The organism is Mycobacterium barrassiae (assembly GCF_025822765.1).
GTDB lineage: Bacteria > Actinomycetota > Actinomycetes > Mycobacteriales > Mycobacteriaceae > Mycobacterium > Mycobacterium barrassiae.
Genome location: NZ_JACKUK010000027.1, coordinates 310,904 through 326,404, shown reverse-complemented (window position 1 = coordinate 326,404; position 15,501 = coordinate 310,904). Strand labels below are relative to the sequence as shown.

General features: G+C 66.8%; 14 protein-coding genes. 8 read left to right on the top strand and 6 right to left on the bottom strand.

Translation table 11 applies throughout. The annotated features are described in order from the left end of the window. Complete coding sequence (locus H7J93_RS18630; RefSeq protein WP_267307761.1) at positions 1-429, top strand: hypothetical protein; 429 nt, start codon at positions 1-3, stop codon at positions 427-429. A gap of 89 nt (positions 430-518) precedes the next feature. Next, the gene (locus H7J93_RS18625; RefSeq protein WP_267307760.1) at positions 519-929 is read left to right on the top strand and encodes a hypothetical protein; all 411 of its coding nucleotides are present in this window, start codon (positions 519-521) and stop codon (positions 927-929) included. A 74-nt stretch (positions 930-1,003) separates the two neighbouring features. Here H7J93_RS18625 and coaA read toward each other — a convergent pair whose 3' ends face one another. After that, on the bottom strand, positions 1,004-1,942 hold the full coding sequence (gene coaA, locus H7J93_RS18620; RefSeq protein ID WP_267307759.1) for a type I pantothenate kinase: 939 nt from the start codon (positions 1,940-1,942) through the stop codon (positions 1,004-1,006). A 30-nt stretch (positions 1,943-1,972) separates the two neighbouring features. Here coaA and H7J93_RS18615 point away from each other — a divergent pair, with 30 nt between their 5' ends. The 4 genes from H7J93_RS18615 (at position 1,973) to phoH2 (ending at position 7,067) form a co-directional block, all read left to right on the top strand. Continuing rightward, positions 1,973-3,187 (top strand): DUF885 domain-containing protein, encoded by a 1,215-nt coding sequence (locus H7J93_RS18615; protein ID WP_267307758.1) that lies wholly within the window; start codon positions 1,973-1,975, stop codon positions 3,185-3,187. 26 nt (positions 3,188-3,213) lie between these two features. Further along, positions 3,214-4,677, top strand: coding sequence for a glycine hydroxymethyltransferase (locus H7J93_RS18610; RefSeq protein ID WP_267307757.1), 1,464 nt, complete (start codon positions 3,214-3,216; stop codon positions 4,675-4,677). A gap of 57 nt (positions 4,678-4,734) precedes the next feature. Then, entirely contained in the window at positions 4,735-5,562 is an 828-nt protein-coding gene (locus H7J93_RS18605; protein WP_267307756.1) for an acyl-ACP desaturase, read from the top strand. A gap of 191 nt (positions 5,563-5,753) precedes the next feature. Further along, positions 5,754-7,067 (top strand): RNA 5'-3' helicase PhoH2, encoded by a 1,314-nt coding sequence (gene phoH2 / locus H7J93_RS18600; protein ID WP_267307755.1) that lies wholly within the window; start codon positions 5,754-5,756, stop codon positions 7,065-7,067. Between the two features lie 56 nt (positions 7,068-7,123). Here the strand turns inward: phoH2 and H7J93_RS18595 are convergent, their stop codons facing one another. The 4 genes from H7J93_RS18595 to glpX all read right to left on the bottom strand — a co-directional run bounded on the left by H7J93_RS18595 (position 7,124) and on the right by glpX (position 12,771). Beyond that, positions 7,124-7,348 carry a hypothetical protein gene (locus tag H7J93_RS18595; RefSeq protein ID WP_267307754.1) on the bottom strand — a complete coding sequence of 75 codons (225 nt, stop codon included), beginning with the start codon at positions 7,346-7,348 and terminating at the stop codon, positions 7,124-7,126. An 89-nt stretch (positions 7,349-7,437) separates the two neighbouring features. Beyond that, positions 7,438-10,179 (bottom strand): helix-turn-helix transcriptional regulator, encoded by a 2,742-nt coding sequence (locus H7J93_RS18590; RefSeq protein WP_267307753.1) that lies wholly within the window; start codon positions 10,177-10,179, stop codon positions 7,438-7,440. Positions 10,180-10,302: 123 nt separating this feature from the next. Next, on the bottom strand, positions 10,303-11,712 hold the full coding sequence (locus H7J93_RS18585; protein WP_267307752.1) for a class II fumarate hydratase: 1,410 nt from the start codon (positions 11,710-11,712) through the stop codon (positions 10,303-10,305). Between the two features lie 30 nt (positions 11,713-11,742). After that, a complete protein-coding gene (glpX, locus tag H7J93_RS18580) occupies positions 11,743-12,771 on the bottom strand; it encodes a class II fructose-bisphosphatase (protein WP_267307751.1) in 1,029 nt (342 codons plus the stop codon). Between the two features lie 54 nt (positions 12,772-12,825). Between glpX and H7J93_RS18575 the strand changes: the two genes are divergently transcribed. Both H7J93_RS18575 and H7J93_RS18570 read left to right on the top strand, forming a co-directional pair. Continuing rightward, complete coding sequence (locus tag H7J93_RS18575) at positions 12,826-13,473, top strand: DUF4245 domain-containing protein (protein ID WP_267307750.1); 648 nt, start codon at positions 12,826-12,828, stop codon at positions 13,471-13,473. A gap of 22 nt (positions 13,474-13,495) precedes the next feature. Continuing rightward, positions 13,496-14,293: a dienelactone hydrolase family protein gene (locus tag H7J93_RS18570; RefSeq protein ID WP_267307749.1), complete on the top strand. Its 798-nt coding sequence runs from the start codon at positions 13,496-13,498 to the stop codon at positions 14,291-14,293. Here the strand turns inward: H7J93_RS18570 and H7J93_RS18565 are convergent. Further along, positions 14,274-15,491, bottom strand: coding sequence for an AI-2E family transporter (locus H7J93_RS18565; RefSeq protein ID WP_267307748.1), 1,218 nt, complete (start codon positions 15,489-15,491; stop codon positions 14,274-14,276). The genes H7J93_RS18570 and H7J93_RS18565 overlap by 20 nt on opposite strands. Positions 15,492-15,501 lie beyond the last annotated feature (10 nt).

Sequence of the window (15,501 nt, the reverse complement as noted above, 5' to 3'; positions counted from 1 at the left end):
ATGACCGCCATCACCACCCGGCCCGACCGGCGACGCGGAGCCGCCGGCACGGCCACCGAAGATTCGCTCCTCCGTTTCGCGCTGCGAGCCGACGCGACCCTGTGCGCCGGTCTCGGTCTGCTGACTGCCATGGCCTCCGATCCGCTGTCGGAGCTGACGGGCCTGACCGCGACCGCCGAATGGATCGCGGGTGCGGCGCTCGTCGTGTACGGCGCAGGTCTGTACCTGCTCGCCGGTGTCCCACGAGTTCGACGCGTCGGCGTCGGCGTGCTGGCAGGCAACGTCGCGTTCGCGATCCTCGTCGCCGTCGTGCTCACCGCGGGCTGGCTGCCGCTGACCGAGCTCGGCGTCGTCGCGACCGTCGCGTTCACCGTCGCCACGTTGGGCTTCGCCTACGTCCAGTACCTCGGGGTGCGCCGCCTGGCGTGACCCCCACATGACTGGTCCGGAGCCGCCGCCGTAAGAGGTTGCGTCGTCGGCTCCGGAACGGTCCACCACCCCACCAGAAAGGAAAGTTGATGACCGCTTTGAGCACTCCCAAACTCGGGGCCGCCAAGGACTCGTTCCTGCGGTTCGCGCTGCGCGCCGACGCGACATGCAGCGGACTGATGGGCCTCGTCGGTATTCCGCTGGCCGGCTGGCTGGCCGATAAGTCGGGCACCACGATCGGCTTCGAATACGCGATGGGCGCCATGTTTATCGCATTCGCCGTCGGTGTGTTCATCGTCGCCGCGCGGCCGTCGGTGAAAACGGCCGGCATCGTCATCGCCGCGGGCAACGTGTTCTACACCGTCGCGTCCGTGGTGTTCGTGCTCGCGGATGTGTTCCCGCTGACCACCTTCGGCGTGGTGGCGACCCTTGCCACCGGCGTCTACACGCTCGTGATGGCCGAACTGCAGTACCAGGGTGTGCGGCGAATCAACCGGTAACCCTTTTCCCGCGAGCAGACGTGAAAACCCCCAAAATGACAGAATTTTGGGGGTTTTCGCGACTGCTCGCGCAGCTAGAGCTTGCGCAGACGCAGCCGGTTGATCGAGTGATCGGCGTCCTTGCGCAGCACCAGCGTCGCGCGCGGCCGCGTCGGCAGGATGTTCTCGATCAGGTTGGGCCGGTTGATCGAATGCCAGATGTCGCGGGCGGCCATCACCGCCTGCTCATCGGTCAGCGTTGAGTAGTGGTGGAAGTGCGAGGCCGGGTCGGCGAACGCGCCCTCGCGCATCGACAGGAAGCGCGAGACGTACCACTGCTCGATGTCCTCGATGCGGGCGTCGACGTAGACCGAGAAGTCGAAGAGGTCCGAAACCATCAGGGCGGGACCGGTTTGCAGCACGTTGAGACCCTCGAGGATGAGGATGTCCGGATGCCGGATGATCTGCTTCTCCCCGGGAACGATGTCGTAGAGCAGGTGTGAGTACACCGGCGCGCAGGCCGCGTCGGAGCCGGACTTCACCGCGGTGACGAACCGCATCAGCGCGCGGCGATCGTAGCTCTCCGGGAAACCCTTGCGGTGCATCAGGTTTCGTCGGGACAACTCCGCGTTGGGGTAGAGGAAGCCGTCGGTGGTGACCAGGTCCACGCGGGGGTGATGTTCCCAGCGCGCCAACAACGCCTGCAGCACACGCGCGGTGGTCGACTTGCCCACGGCGACGCTGCCGGCCACGCCGATGATGAACGGCACCGGGCGGTCCGGATTCTGCTGCGGCTCGCCGAGGAACTCGGCAGTCGTCGCGAACAACGCCTGACGGGCGGCGACCTGTAGGTGGATGAGCCGGGCCAGCGGCAGGTAGACCTCTTCGACCTCCAGCAGGTCGAGCTTCTCACCCAGCCCACGGAGCCGTTGCAGCTCGTCCTCGGTCAATTTCAGCGGAGTCGACATGCGCAACGAACGCCACTCACTCCGGTCGAACTCCACGTAGGGGCTCGGCTCGCTCAGCCGCGGCATACGCCCAGTCTTCCAGTTAGCGTTGAGGACATGAACTCGGGCTTATCGAATAACCCCCTGATCCGTGAATACCTGATGCTCGGACTGCGCTTCGACCGGGTCGAGGAGGGCTACGTCGACTCCTTCACCGGGGACCCCGAACTGCGCCGCATCGTCGCCAACGAACCGGCTCCCGAGCCCACCGAGCTGGTCCGTCAGGCCGAGCGGCTGCTCGCCGACCTCGACGCCGGCACCGAGCTGGAACACGGCCGCGCCGAGTTCATCCGGGCACACCTGCGCGCGCTCGCCTGCGCCGGACGCAAATTCGCGGGTCAGGACGTCGGGTTCGTCGACGAGGTCGAGGCGTACTTCGACGTGCGCATCGCCAAGGGCGACCCCGAGCAGTACCGGCAGGCGCACGCCAAGCTCGACGAAGCGCTGGGCGGCACCGGCCCGCTGGCCGCCCGAATGGTCGACTATCGCGCAGGCGAGGAGGTCCCGCCCGACCGCCTCGAGGAGTGCATCCACGCGTTCTCCAGCGCTCTTCGCGACCGCGTGCGCGCCGAATATCCGCTGCCGGACACCGAGACCATCAACTACGAGGTGGTGACCGACAAGCCGTGGTCGGGGTTCAACTACTACCTCGGCAACTACACCTCGACGGTGGCCGTCAACGCCGACCTCAAGCAGCAGATGTCCAACCTGCCGCGACTGGTGGCACACGAGTCCTATCCCGGCCACCACACCGAGCACTGCCGGAAAGAGGCCGGCCTCGTCGAGGGGAAAGGGCAGGCGGAGCAGACGATCTTCCTGGTCAACACCCCGCAATGCCTGATGGCCGAGGGCCTGGCCGACCTGGCGCTCTACGCGGCGATCGGGCCCGACTGGGGCGCCTGGGCCGGCGAGATCTATGCCGACCTGGGCCTGGCATTCGACGGTGACCGCGCGCAGGCCGTCTCCGAGGCCGCGGCCGCCCTCGCCGACGTGCGCCAGGACGCCGCGCTGATGCTGCACGACGAGCACCGCGACGTCGACGACGTCGTCGAGTTCCTCAAGCGCTGGCTGCTGGTCGACGACCAACGGGCCCGGCAGATGCTGCGATTTCTGTCGTCGCCGCTGTGGCGGGCCTACACCAGCACGTACGTCGAGGGTTACCGGCTGCTGCGGGGCTGGCTGGAGGACCGGCCGGCGGGCGTGTCGCTGGGGGAGCGGTTCGGCAGGCTGCTCGACGAGCCGCTGATCCCGTCGACACTGCGAGCCGCCTGAATTTCCGCCCGACTAGGCTGAGCTGCATGACTGCAGAACCCACGGCCACCTCAGCAGCGGCGCCAGGCGCCGAGTACGCGGACACCGCAAGCGCTGCCTATCAGGCGGCCCTGCAGGTCATCGAATCCGTCGAACCCCGCATCGCGGCTGCCACCCGCAAAGAGCTTGCCGACCAACGGGATTCGCTCAAGCTGATCGCCAGTGAGAACTACGCCTCGCCGGCCGTGCTGCTCACCATGGGCACCTGGCTGTCCGACAAGTACGCCGAGGGCACCATCGGCCACCGGTTCTACGCCGGCTGCCAGAACGTCGACACCGTCGAGAGCGTCGCCGCCGAACACGCCGAGCAGCTGTTCGGTTCGCCGCATGCCTACGTGCAACCGCACTCGGGTATCGACGCCAACCTCGTTGCCTACTGGGCGATTCTGGCCACCCGCGTGGAGGCGCCGGGCCTGGCGGAGATGGGCGCCAAACACGTCAACGACCTGTCGGAGGCCGACTGGGAGAAGCTGCGCGCGACGCTGGGCAACCAACGGCTGTTGGGCATGTCGCTGGATGCCGGCGGCCATCTCACCCACGGTTTCCGGCCCAACATCTCGGGCAAGATGTTCCACCAGCGCCAGTACGGCACCGACCCGTCGACCGGGTTCCTGGACTACGGCGCCGTCGCGGCCGCCGCCCGGGAGTTCAAACCGCTGGTCATCGTCGCCGGATACTCGGCGTACCCGCGCCGGGTCAACTTCGCCACGATGCGGGAGATCGCCGACGAGGTCGGCGCCACGCTGATGGTCGATATGGCGCACTTCGCCGGACTGGTCGCGGGCAAGGTGTTCACGGGCGACGAGGACCCGGTGCCGCACGCCCACGTCACCACGACGACGACGCACAAGTCGTTGCGCGGACCCCGCGGTGGCCTGGTGCTGGCCACCCCTGAATACGCCGACGCGGTCGACAAGGGGTGCCCGATGGTGCTCGGCGGGCCGCTCTCGCACGTGATGGCCGCCAAGGCCGTCGCGCTCGCCGAAGCCCGTCAACCGTCGTTCCAGGCCTACGCCCAGCGGGTGGCCGACAACGCGCAGGCTCTCGCCGACGGCTTCCTCAAACGGGACGCGGCGCTGGTCACCGGCGGCACCGACAACCACCTCGTGCTGCTGGACGTCACCTCGTTCGGGCTGACCGGGCGGCAGGCGGAGTCGGCGCTGCTCGACGCGGGCATCGTGACCAACCGCAACTCGGTGCCCGCCGACCCCAACGGCGCCTGGTACACCAGCGGCATCCGGCTGGGCACCCCCGCGCTTACCACCCGTGGGTTCGGAGCCGACGACTTCGATCGGGTCGCCGAGCTGATCGTCGACGTGCTGTCGAACACCCAGCCAGAGGGCACCTCGAAGGCGAAGTACAAGCTGGCCGACGGGACGGCCGATCGGGTGCACTCCGCGGCCGCGGAACTGCTGGCGGCGAACCCCCTGTATCCGGGCCTCACGCTGTAAGACACGCCACGTGCTGGGAATTTTACGATTCCCACAGAATTGGGTTACTGTAACTGCATGGCACAGAAACCTGTCGCTAATGCGCTGATCCTCGAACTCGAGCCGGTCGTGCAGCAGGAGCTGCGTCGTCACATCGACTCGGAAGAACTCTGGTACGCCCACGACTACGTGCCGTTTGAGCAGGGTGAGAACTTCGCCTTCCTCGGCGGACGGGACTGGGATCCATCCCAGGTGACGCTGCCGAAGACGGTCACCGATGCGTTGGAAATCCTGCTGATCAACAAGGACAACCTCGCCGGCTACCACCGCGAGTTCGTCTTCAGCTTCATCCTCGAGGACAAGTGGGGCCGCTGGCTCGGCCGCTGGACCGCCGAGGAGCATCTGCACGCGATCGTGCTGCGCAACTACCTGGTCGTCACCCGTGAGATCGATCCGACCGCCAACGAGGATGTGCGCGTCGAGCACGTGATGAAGGGCTATCGCGCCGACACCTACAGCCAGATCGAGCGGCTGGCGTTCATGGCGTTCTACGAACGCTCGCACGCCGTGTACTGCCGCAACCTCGAAGCGCAGATCACCGAACCGGTGCTCAAGTCGCTCGTCGGCCGTATCGCCAAGGACGAGGAGCGCCACGAGGAGTTCTTCCACAACCTCGTGTCGCACCTGCTCGAAACCCACCGCGAGGAGACGGTCACCGCCATCGCGCGTCGCGCCAGCGAACTCGAGGTCATCGGTGCCGACATCGACGCCTACGCCGACAAGGTCGCCAATATCGCGCAAGCGGGCATCTTCGGGCCCGATCAGCTGAAACAGGTGATCTCCGACCGGATCACCGCATGGGGTCTGGCCGACGAGCCCGAACTCGCTCAGTTCACACAGCGCTAACCGTTTGCCACGGCGCGCCTGCGCGGCGCATATGCCGACGCGGGAGTAGCGTCATTTGCGATGGCTAGCGACATGCTCTGCTGTCCGGGCGGTACCGATCGTTTCGATCACGAGAGGACCGGCCCCGGTCCGAAAGCCGCTGCGTCCGCCGAACGGTTCGCGTGGGGCCGCGCGGGCTCGAGGAGCGCTACGTGACTGATTCGCCCTTGCGGACCTACGTTCTCGACACTTCCGTGCTGCTGTCCGATCCGTGGGCATGTACGCGGTTTGCCGAGCACGAAGTCGTGGTCCCGCTCGTGGTCATCAGCGAACTGGAAGCCAAGCGGCATCACCACGAGCTTGGCTGGTTCGCCCGGCAGGCACTGCGGATGTTCGACGATCTCCGCCTCGAACACGGACGGCTCGATCAGCCGATTCCCGTTGGTACACAGGGCGGTACGTTGCATGTCGAACTGAACCACAGCGACCCGATGGTGCTGCCCGCAGGGTTCCGAACCGAGAGCAACGATTCGCGCATCCTCACCTGTGCGGCCAACCTCGCCGCGGAGGGCAAGCTGGTGACGTTGGTGAGCAAGGACATTCCGCTTCGGGTGAAGGCGGGCGCCGTCGGGTTGACCGCCGACGAGTACCACGCTCAGGACGTCGTCACGTCCGGTTGGACCGGCATGGACGAGGTCGAGGTGTCGGCCGAAGAGATCGATGCTCTGTTCGCCGAGGGTGAGATCGATCTGGAGGTGGCCCGAAACCTCCCGTGCCACACCGGAATCCGGCTGCTGGGCGGTAGCTCGCATGCGCTGGGCAGGGTCAATTCCGAGAAGCGGGTGCAACTGGTCCGTGGTGACCGTGAGGTGTTCGGGCTGCGCGGCCGCTCCGCCGAGCAGCGCGTCGCACTGGACCTGTTGCTCGACGAATCGGTTGGCATCGTCTCGCTGGGCGGTAAGGCGGGCACCGGAAAGTCGGCGCTTGCGCTGTGCGCCGGACTGGAGGCTGTGCTCGAGCGCCGCACCCACCGCAAGGTCGTGGTGTTCCGGCCGCTGTACGCGGTCGGCGGGCAGGATCTCGGATACCTGCCCGGCAGCGAGAGCGAGAAGATGGGTCCCTGGGCGCAGGCCGTTTTCGACACGCTCGAGGGGCTGGCCAGCCCCGCGGTGCTCGAAGAGGTGCTGTCCCGCGGCATGCTGGAAGTGCTGCCGCTGACCCACATTCGCGGTCGCTCGCTGCACGACTCGTTCGTCATCGTCGACGAGGCGCAGTCGCTGGAACGCAACGTCCTGCTGACCGTGCTGTCGCGCTTGGGCGCGGGTTCGCGGGTGGTGCTCACCCATGACGTCGCCCAGCGCGACAACCTGCGGGTGGGCCGTCACGACGGCGTGGCCGCGGTCATCGAGAAGCTCAAGGGGCATCCGTTGTTCGCGCACATCACGCTGCTGCGCAGCGAGCGTTCGCCGATCGCGGCACTGGTCACCGAGATGCTGGAGGAGATCAGCCCCGGCGCGCTCCCCTGAGTGAGTGGCGACTTCGGCGTGCTGGGTATCGCTCAGCGAGACTCAACACGCCGAAATCACTCTTTGTGGCGGCTCCGCACGAGGAACCAGCCCGCCGCGGCCGCACCGCTCAACGCCAGCACCCGGTCGGCCCGCTCGGCTCTGGGCAGGTCGATCAGCGACACCAGGGCCAGCATCGCGAATCCGGTGCGCAACGCGGGTTGGCAGGTCGCCGTGGTGACCAGCGGGGTGCCCGGGGACACCACTGGCGACGGGGTCGAGGGAGCCTGGTCGACGCGCACCTATCCTCCTGGAGTATTCAGTTCCGGCGTCTGACGCTAATTCGTCGCGGTCCGGTGGGGAATAGGGAGTTTCCCTATGCCTTGCCGAACTAGACGCGGCCGATGTGACGGCCGAGCTCGGCGCGCGACTCGATGCCCAACTTGCGGTAGATCCGGGCCAGGTTCGCCTCGACGGTCTTTGGGCTGATGAACAACGCGTTGGCGACGTCGCGGTTCTTCATGCCCGACGCGGCGAGTTCGGCGACGCGCTGTTCGGAGGGGGTCAGTCGGCCCGACGCGTGCGGGCCGACCTTGGCGCGTGCCAGTTCAGCGCGGGCCCGGTCGGCCCACAGCGGAATGTTGTGCGTTTCGAAAACGTCAAGCGCGGCCTGCAGGTTCGCGGTCGCGGAGTCCTTTTTCCGCAGTCGGCGTTCCAGCTGGCCGACCAGCAGTAGCGTCCTCGCCCGCTCGAACGGCATCGACACACGGTCGTGTTCGGCCAGCGCCCGTTGGGCCGCCGCGTGCGCGCCGTCGAGGTCACCGCGCGCCGCCAACAGCATGGCGCGGCACCGCGCGCCGGTCGCCGTCATCCAGGCGCGATCAAACGTGCGGCCGTTACGCTCCAGCGCCTCGACAAGGGGCTCGGCCTCGGCCGGCCTGCCCAACTGGACGAGGGCCTCGACGGCATCCGGCAGGAACATGGCACCGGGCAGTTCGGTGGGCGTCGACTCGGGGTCGAAGGCCGACAGCATCGGCGCCACCGCTTCCACGGCGTCCGCGTAATGGCCGAGTGACAGTTCCAGGAACGCCAAAGTGGCCAACAGGCGATCACCGAGTCGGAAAGTCCCTGTGCGACCGACGATCTCGAGAGCCGAGTCGATCACGCGTCGTGCTTCGGCCTCCTGGCCGGCGAAGACGGCCAACGGTGCGCGCATGCTGTTGGCGAGGAATGACGGGGTGCTGCCTGCGAGTTGTCGAGCTCGGTCTGCGGCATCCTCGGCGACGAGATTGGCGTTGACGAAATCGCCCGCCCACATCGAGCTCAGCACGACGTGCTGAGCGATGAAGACATACTCGCCTTCCTCGCCCTTCTCCATGCAGCGCAATCGGATCCGTTCTAGGGCCTCGCGCGCCTCCTCCAAGTCGCCGGTCCACTCCAGCAGCAGGGCGCGCTGCACACTCGGGCGGAACACCAGCGGTGTGAAGGCCTGCTCATCCTCCAGTTCCACTGCGCGACCGAGACTCTCACCGTCCAGCCCTTCACCCGCCATGAAGCCCAACATCACCCGCATCCCGAGGGCCATGCTCAGCAGGTGTGGCTGGCCGAGCCGCTCGGCGACGCCCACCGCTAGGGTGGCGGTATCCCTGCCTTCTCGAATCCTGTTCGCGTGCATGAGCGAGTACGCCAGCGTGATCAGCATCTGAACCCGCAGCGGGCTGTTCTCGTGCGCATCATCGAGGGCCTGGTGCAGCACATCGGTTGCCTCGACGAAGCCCTCGGTGTATAGACGGACAACCGCCAAGCGGCACAAGGCTTCTGCCCGCAGATCGCCCGGTGGCAGCCGATCGACGGTCTCCTGAAGCACCGCAGCGGCCCGTTCGTGATCGCCGGCGTCGAAGTGGTGCAGCGCCGAGCGCAGCCGGCGATCGGGTGCGTCACCGCCCAGGCCGATCGCCAGGTCCATCAGTTCGGCAGCCGCCACGGGGGCACCGCGCGCACGCGCCGATTCGGCCGCCCGGTCGAGTGCGCGCAGCGTCAGGTCATCACCGCTGGTGGCGGCCAGGGCCAGATGCCGCGCGCGCACTTCGGGCTCGTCGACGATCGCGGCGAGCCTGCGGTGCATCGAACGCCGCCGCGCGGGTGCGGCCTCGGTATAGACCCCCCTGGCCAGCAGCGGGTGTGCAAAGTGGATCCGGTTGCCGTCGATCGCGATAATGCCTTTGCTCTCCGCGATTTCGAGAAGATCAACCAGCTGATCGTCGCCGCCGACTGTCGCCCTCGACACCAGATCGACTGTCGGAGCCGCCATACATGACGCCGCGAGCAACGCCTCATGGACGTCGGGGACGAGGCCTGTGAGCCGGCTCCGGACAATCTCACTCAATGTGCGGGGGAGCTTTGTCGTGGATTGCTCATTCAGTTCTCGGGCCAACTCGATGGCGTAAAACGGGTTACCACCGGAGATTTCGTAGATGCGGCCCATCTCCGGGCGCGAGAAATGCCGCTGTAGCCGGGATGTGACCGCGGTATGTAGTTCACCAATACTCAACGGGCTCAGCCGGATACGGTTGAGGCCTTCCGGTCGCGGCAGCTGGAGCCACGCTGTGCCGGCGCTGTCGTGCAGTTCGGTGCGCACGCTGCCGAGAATTCCGACAGATCCGGTGAGCCGGCGCGCGACGAAGGCCAGTACGTGGACGCTGGAGGGATCGAGCCATTGCAGATCGTCGATGGCCAATACCACGGGTCCGGATTCGGTGAGTCGCTCGATCACTGAAAGGAACGCCGCGGCGACGGCGCGCTGGTCGGTCGCATCGCCGGTGTCGGCGCGCAACAGTACCTGGTCCACTGCGCGTAATTGTGGGGCCGGCAGATCGGCCCACGTGTCCGGATCGACATCGACGAGCATGTCCGCCAGCGCTGTGTACGCCAGCACCGATTCGGCGGCCGCGGCGCGGGTGGACAGGACCCCGAATTGGCGCACGGTTGCCTGGTCGACGGCGCTCGACCACAGCGTGGTCTTGCCTATTCCCGGTTCACCCTCGATCAGCAGCGCGGATGGCCCGACGGCTGTCGCGGTCAGAAACGACGCGACCGCGCGCTGCTCCGTCGGGCGGCCCTGTAAACCAGCCACTCCAGTCCCCGCCACGTAGATGAACCCCTGCACCGCGCGGCCTCTGGCCGAACTCGCGCCAGTCGTCGCAGCGGTGGCAGGTGGCCCTATACCCGATACGTGCCGGTTCTACGCGTGCAGCGGTTAGCTGTCGCCGTCCTTGACCTTGGCCATCGCCAGCACATCGAGGCGCTTGTCGAGTTCCTCGAGCGACAGTTTGTCGCCGATGAGCCCACGGTCGATCACCGTCTGGCGGATGGTCTTCTTCTCCTTGAGCGCCTGCTTGGCGACCGCGGCGGCCTCCTCGTAGCCGATGGCGGAGTTCAGCGGCGTCACGATCGACGGCGACGACTCGGCCAGCTCGCGCAGGCGCTCCTCGTTGGCGATGAGGCCGTCGATGCACCGCTCGGCGAACAGCTTCGCCGAGTTGGTGAGGATCTTGAACGACTCGAGCAGGTTGCGGGCCATCATCGGGATGTAGACGTTGAGCTCGAAAGCGCCGTTGCCGCCGCCCCACGCGATCGCGGCGTCATTCCCGATCACCTGCGCGGCGACCTGGGTAATCGCTTCCGGGATAACCGGATTGACCTTGCCCGGCATGATCGAGCTGCCCGGCTGCAGGTCGGGGAGTTGGATCTCGCCGAGACCGGTCAGCGGGCCCGAGCCCATCCAGCGGATGTCGTTGGCGATCTTGGTCAGCGATACCGCGGTGGTGCGCAGCGCGCCCGACGCTTCGACCAGCCCGTCACGGGCGGCCTGCGCCTCGAAGTGGTTTGCGCAGACCCGCAATTCGCCTAGCCCGGTGAGCTCGGTCAGCACCGCGACCACTCGTGCGTCGAAATCGTCCGGCGCATTGAGGCCGGTGCCGACCGCCGTGCCGCCGATCGCCAACTCACCCAACCGGGGCAGGGTGGCCTTCACCCGTTCTATGGAGGCTTCCACCTGGCGGGCATAGCCGCTGAACTCCTGGCCCAGTGTCACCGGGACGGCGTCCATCAGATGAGTGCGGCCGGACTTGACGACCGTGCGCCACTGGCGCGCCTTCGCGTCCAGCGACGCGTGCAGCACCTCGAGCGCCGGAATGAGGTGGCGCACCGCGGCTTCGGTGGCCGCGATGTGCGTAGCGGTGGGGAACGTGTCGTTGGACGACTGCGACATGTTCACGTCGTCGTTCGGGTGCACCTTCACGCCGTTGCGGTCGGCGATGCTGGCGATCACCTCGTTGGTGTTCATGTTCGAGCTTGTGCCGGAACCGGTTTGGAACACGTCGATGGGGAACTGATCGTCATGCAGGCCATCGGCGATCTCGCCGGCGGCGGCGATGATGGCGTCGGCCTTCTCCGGTGCGAGCAGGCCGAGGTCCTTGTTCACCTGTGCGCAGGCGCCTTTCAGCAGGCCCAGCGCCCGGATCTGGGTGCGCTCGAGGCCGCGGCCTGAGATCGGGAAGTTCTCCACCGCGCGTTGGGTCTGGGCTCGCCAGAGCGCGTTGATCGGCACCCGGACCTCGCCCATGGTGTCGTGCTCGATGCGGTACTCGACGGCGTCGTCGGACATTTGCTCCCTGTTCCTTGGTGAGTGATCCGGTTACGGCAACGGGTAGACCGCGCTGCTGTCGCCGGTGAAATCGATCGCGGAGTATTCGTTGAGTTTGGAGAGCCGGTGGTACGCCTCGATCATTCGTACGGTGCCGGACTTGCTGCGCATGACGATGGACTGCGTGGTGCAGCCGCCGCCGTAGTAGTGGACGCCCTTGAGCAGGTCACCGTCTGTGACGCCGGTGGCGCAGAAGAAGACGTTGTCACCGGAAACCAGGTCCTCGGTGTACAGCACCTGGTCGAGGTCCAGACCACGGTCGATCGCCTTCTGGCGTTCCTCGTCGTCCTTGGGCGCCAGTTGGCCCTGGATGGCGCCCCCCATGCAACGGATGGCCGCCGCGGCGATGATGCCCTCCGGGGTGCCGCCGATGCCGACGAGCAGATCGGTGCTGGTGTTCGGGCGGCACGCCGAGATCGCGCCCGCGACGTCGCCGTCGGAGATCAGTCGGCAGCGGGCGCCGGCGGCGCGGACATCATCGATCAGCTGCTTGTGCCGGGGGCGGTCGAGGATGCAGACGGTGAGGTCGGACACCGAGACGTTCTTGGCCTTGGCGACCTTGCGGATGTTCTCACCGATCGGGGCGGTGATGTCAATGGCGTCGACGGCGTCGGGACCCACGGCGATCTTGTTCATGTAGAACACCGCGGACGGGTCGTACATGGTGCCGCGCTCGGACACCGCGAGCACCGAGATCGCGTTGGACAGGCCCTTGCTCATCAGCGTGGTGCCGTCGATCGGGTCGACGGCGAAGTCGCATTCCGGTCCGTCGCCGTTGCCGACCTCTTCGCCGTTGTAGAGCATCGGGGCGTTGTCCTTCTCGCCCTCACCGATCACCACGACGCCGCGCATCGACACGGAATTGACCAGCTCACGCATGGCGTCGACGGCCGCGCCGTCGCCGCCTTCCTTGTCGCCGCGGCCTACCCAGCGGCCTGCGGCCATCGCTCCGGCTTCGGTCACTCGCACGAGTTCGAGGGCGAGGTTACGGTCGGGTGCTTCACCACGCGCGGGAGTCATGCGCAGATTGTCCCATCCGCCGACCGGCCGTTGGGACCTGGGATACTGGCGACCATGACCACCCAGCCGCAGCCGGCTCCGAAGCCAGCTAAGTCGCGGCTGCTCCAGGACGGCCGGGACATGTTCTGGTCCATGGCGCCGCTGATCTTTGCCTGCATCGTGCTGGCCGGGGTGCTGGGCATGTGCTCGTTCCAGGCCGGCGGGCCCGTGGAAGGACCGGTTCCCCCCTATGACGCACCTCGGGCGCTGCAGGCCGACGCCGACGCCCTCAAGATCCCGATCCGGGTGCCCCAGCTGCCCGAGGGATGGCAGCCGAACTCCGGCAGCCGGAACGGCATCGACGGCGGCCGCACCGATCCGACGTCGGGGGAGCATCTCCGTGCGGTCAGCTCGACCGTCGGATATCTGGCGCCCAGCGGGATGTACGTCAGCCTGACGCAGAGCAACGCCGACGAGGACAAACTCGTCGGCTCGATCGAGGACAGCCTGTATCCCACGGGCGTCGAGGATGTCGACGGCGTCACCTGGGTGGTGTACGACGGCGGCGACCGCGACGGGCGCCCTGGCGAGCCCCTGTGGACCACCCGGTTGACCGGACCGAAGGGTCCTGCGCAGATTGCGATAACCGGCGCCGCATCCACCGACGAGTTCCGTACGCTGGCTGCGGCGACGCAGAGCGCCTCGCCCTTGCCCGCCGCATAGGACCCGCCGCACAGGAGAAGAGATGACCGCTCCGGAAGCTGATCTGACCGGCTGGAGCTGCGCACCGTTCTCCGCTTCGGGCTACACCCACGACGTGTATCGCAAGGGTGAGGGTCCGGGTGTGGTGCTCATTCCCGAATTGCCTGGCTTGCATCCGGGCGTGCTGGCACTGGGAAATCATCTGGTGGACAACGGGTTCACGGTGGCGGCGCCGTCGCTGTTCGGTACACCAGGGGCACCCGCAGCCCGGCCCGGAGCGGGCGTGGCGATCATGCGCGCTTGCGTGGCAAAGGAATTCGCGGCTTTCGCGACAAACGCCGACCGGCCGGTTGCGCATTACCTGCGCGCACTGGCGCGCGACCTCAACGCCTCGACACCGGGCAAGGGTGTCGGCGTGATCGGCCAGTGCTTCACCGGCGGTTTCGCGTTGGCGGCTGCGGTCGACGACAGCGTGCTCGCGCCGATCCTCAGCCAGCCGTCACTGCCGTTGCCGTTGACTCCCCAACAGCGGCGGGATCCGGGTCTGTCCGAGGCGGAGCTGAAAATCGTGGAACGGCGCGCGGCCAACGAGGGATTGTGTGCTCTGGGACTGCGATTCAGCGAGGACCCCCTGGTGCCGGGCGCACGGTTCAAGACGCTCAAGGATCGGCTCGGCGATGCGTTCGAGGTCATCGAGATCAACTCGAAGAAGGGCAACGAGCACGGTTTCGGAAGGATGGCGCACTCCGTGCTGACGCTGGAGCTCCGCCATCAGGAGGGCTATCCCACCGACACCGCACTCAAGCGCGTCGTCGAGTTCCTCACTCAGCGCCTGAAGTAGTCGCGGGCCCCGCAGGGACATTCTCGATCTCGGGTTCTTCTTCGGCGGTTTCGTCACGCCTCTGTTTGACCCGACGGCCCAACCGCCAGAACGGGTTGCGCCGCTTGGGTTTCGCATCCTGCTCGTCGGGGTCGATCAACGGTACGCCCTTGTAGACGGCGAGGTACACGCTGATCGTCGTCACGATGATGATCATCAGGACGGGACCGATGATGATGCCCCATGCGCCGAACATCGCGATGCCCGCGAACACAGCGAGAAGCATCAGCGCGGAGTCCAGGCGGGCTGCCCGGGGAACGAGGATCGGTCGCAGGAAGTTGTCGATGTTGGTCACCACGATCACGTGGAAGAGAATCACGAACACGCCGCCGAATACGTTGCCGAACAGGATCATTCCGACACCGAACGGAATCGTGACGATACCGCTGCCCAGCGGAATGACCGACAGCGCCGACAGCAGCACCGCGAACAGGAAGAACCCCTGATGGAATCCGGCGATGTAGATCGAGACGGCACCGGCGACACCCTGGCAGACGGCGATGACGAACTGTCCCATGACGGTGCCCTTGACCATCGCGCCCATCTTCGACATGTAGAGGTCGGTGATCTCCTCGCCGAGGGGATTGAGCCGCCGGATGAGCAGCAGCACCTTGTCGCGGTTGGTCAGCAGCGAGATGAACACGTACAGGAACAGGATGGCCGACGTGATCGCGCCGAATGCGCCGCCTGCGGCGCCCTGCAGGAGACCGAGCAGCCATTTGCCGGCTTCCTGCGCGACCGTCGTCATCGAACCGCGCAGCGAGTCCGGGGTGATCGTGATCTCGACGAACGGCAGGCGGTGCAGCAGTTCGTTTGCGAGCACCAGCGACCGATCGCCAAGGGCGGAGAGGTCGGTCCGTTCGACCCAGACGGCGACGCGTTCCACCATGTTGGTGATCTGGACGACGGCGAGGAACACGAAGAGTCCCAACGGCACAATCACCGCCGCGAAGGCCGCCAGCAGCGTCAACGTCGCCGACAAACCTGCGCCGACCCGCTTGTTCAGTCGCGTGTAGAGCGGCTGGAACAGGTAGGCCGCGACTGCGGCGACCACGATCAGGATGAAGTATCCACGCAGGAAGTACGCGCCGAAGAGGATCGCGATGACGGTCGCGATTGCCAGCGCACGCTTCTGTGTCAGCGTGAATTCGGTGTTCATCGCGCTATTT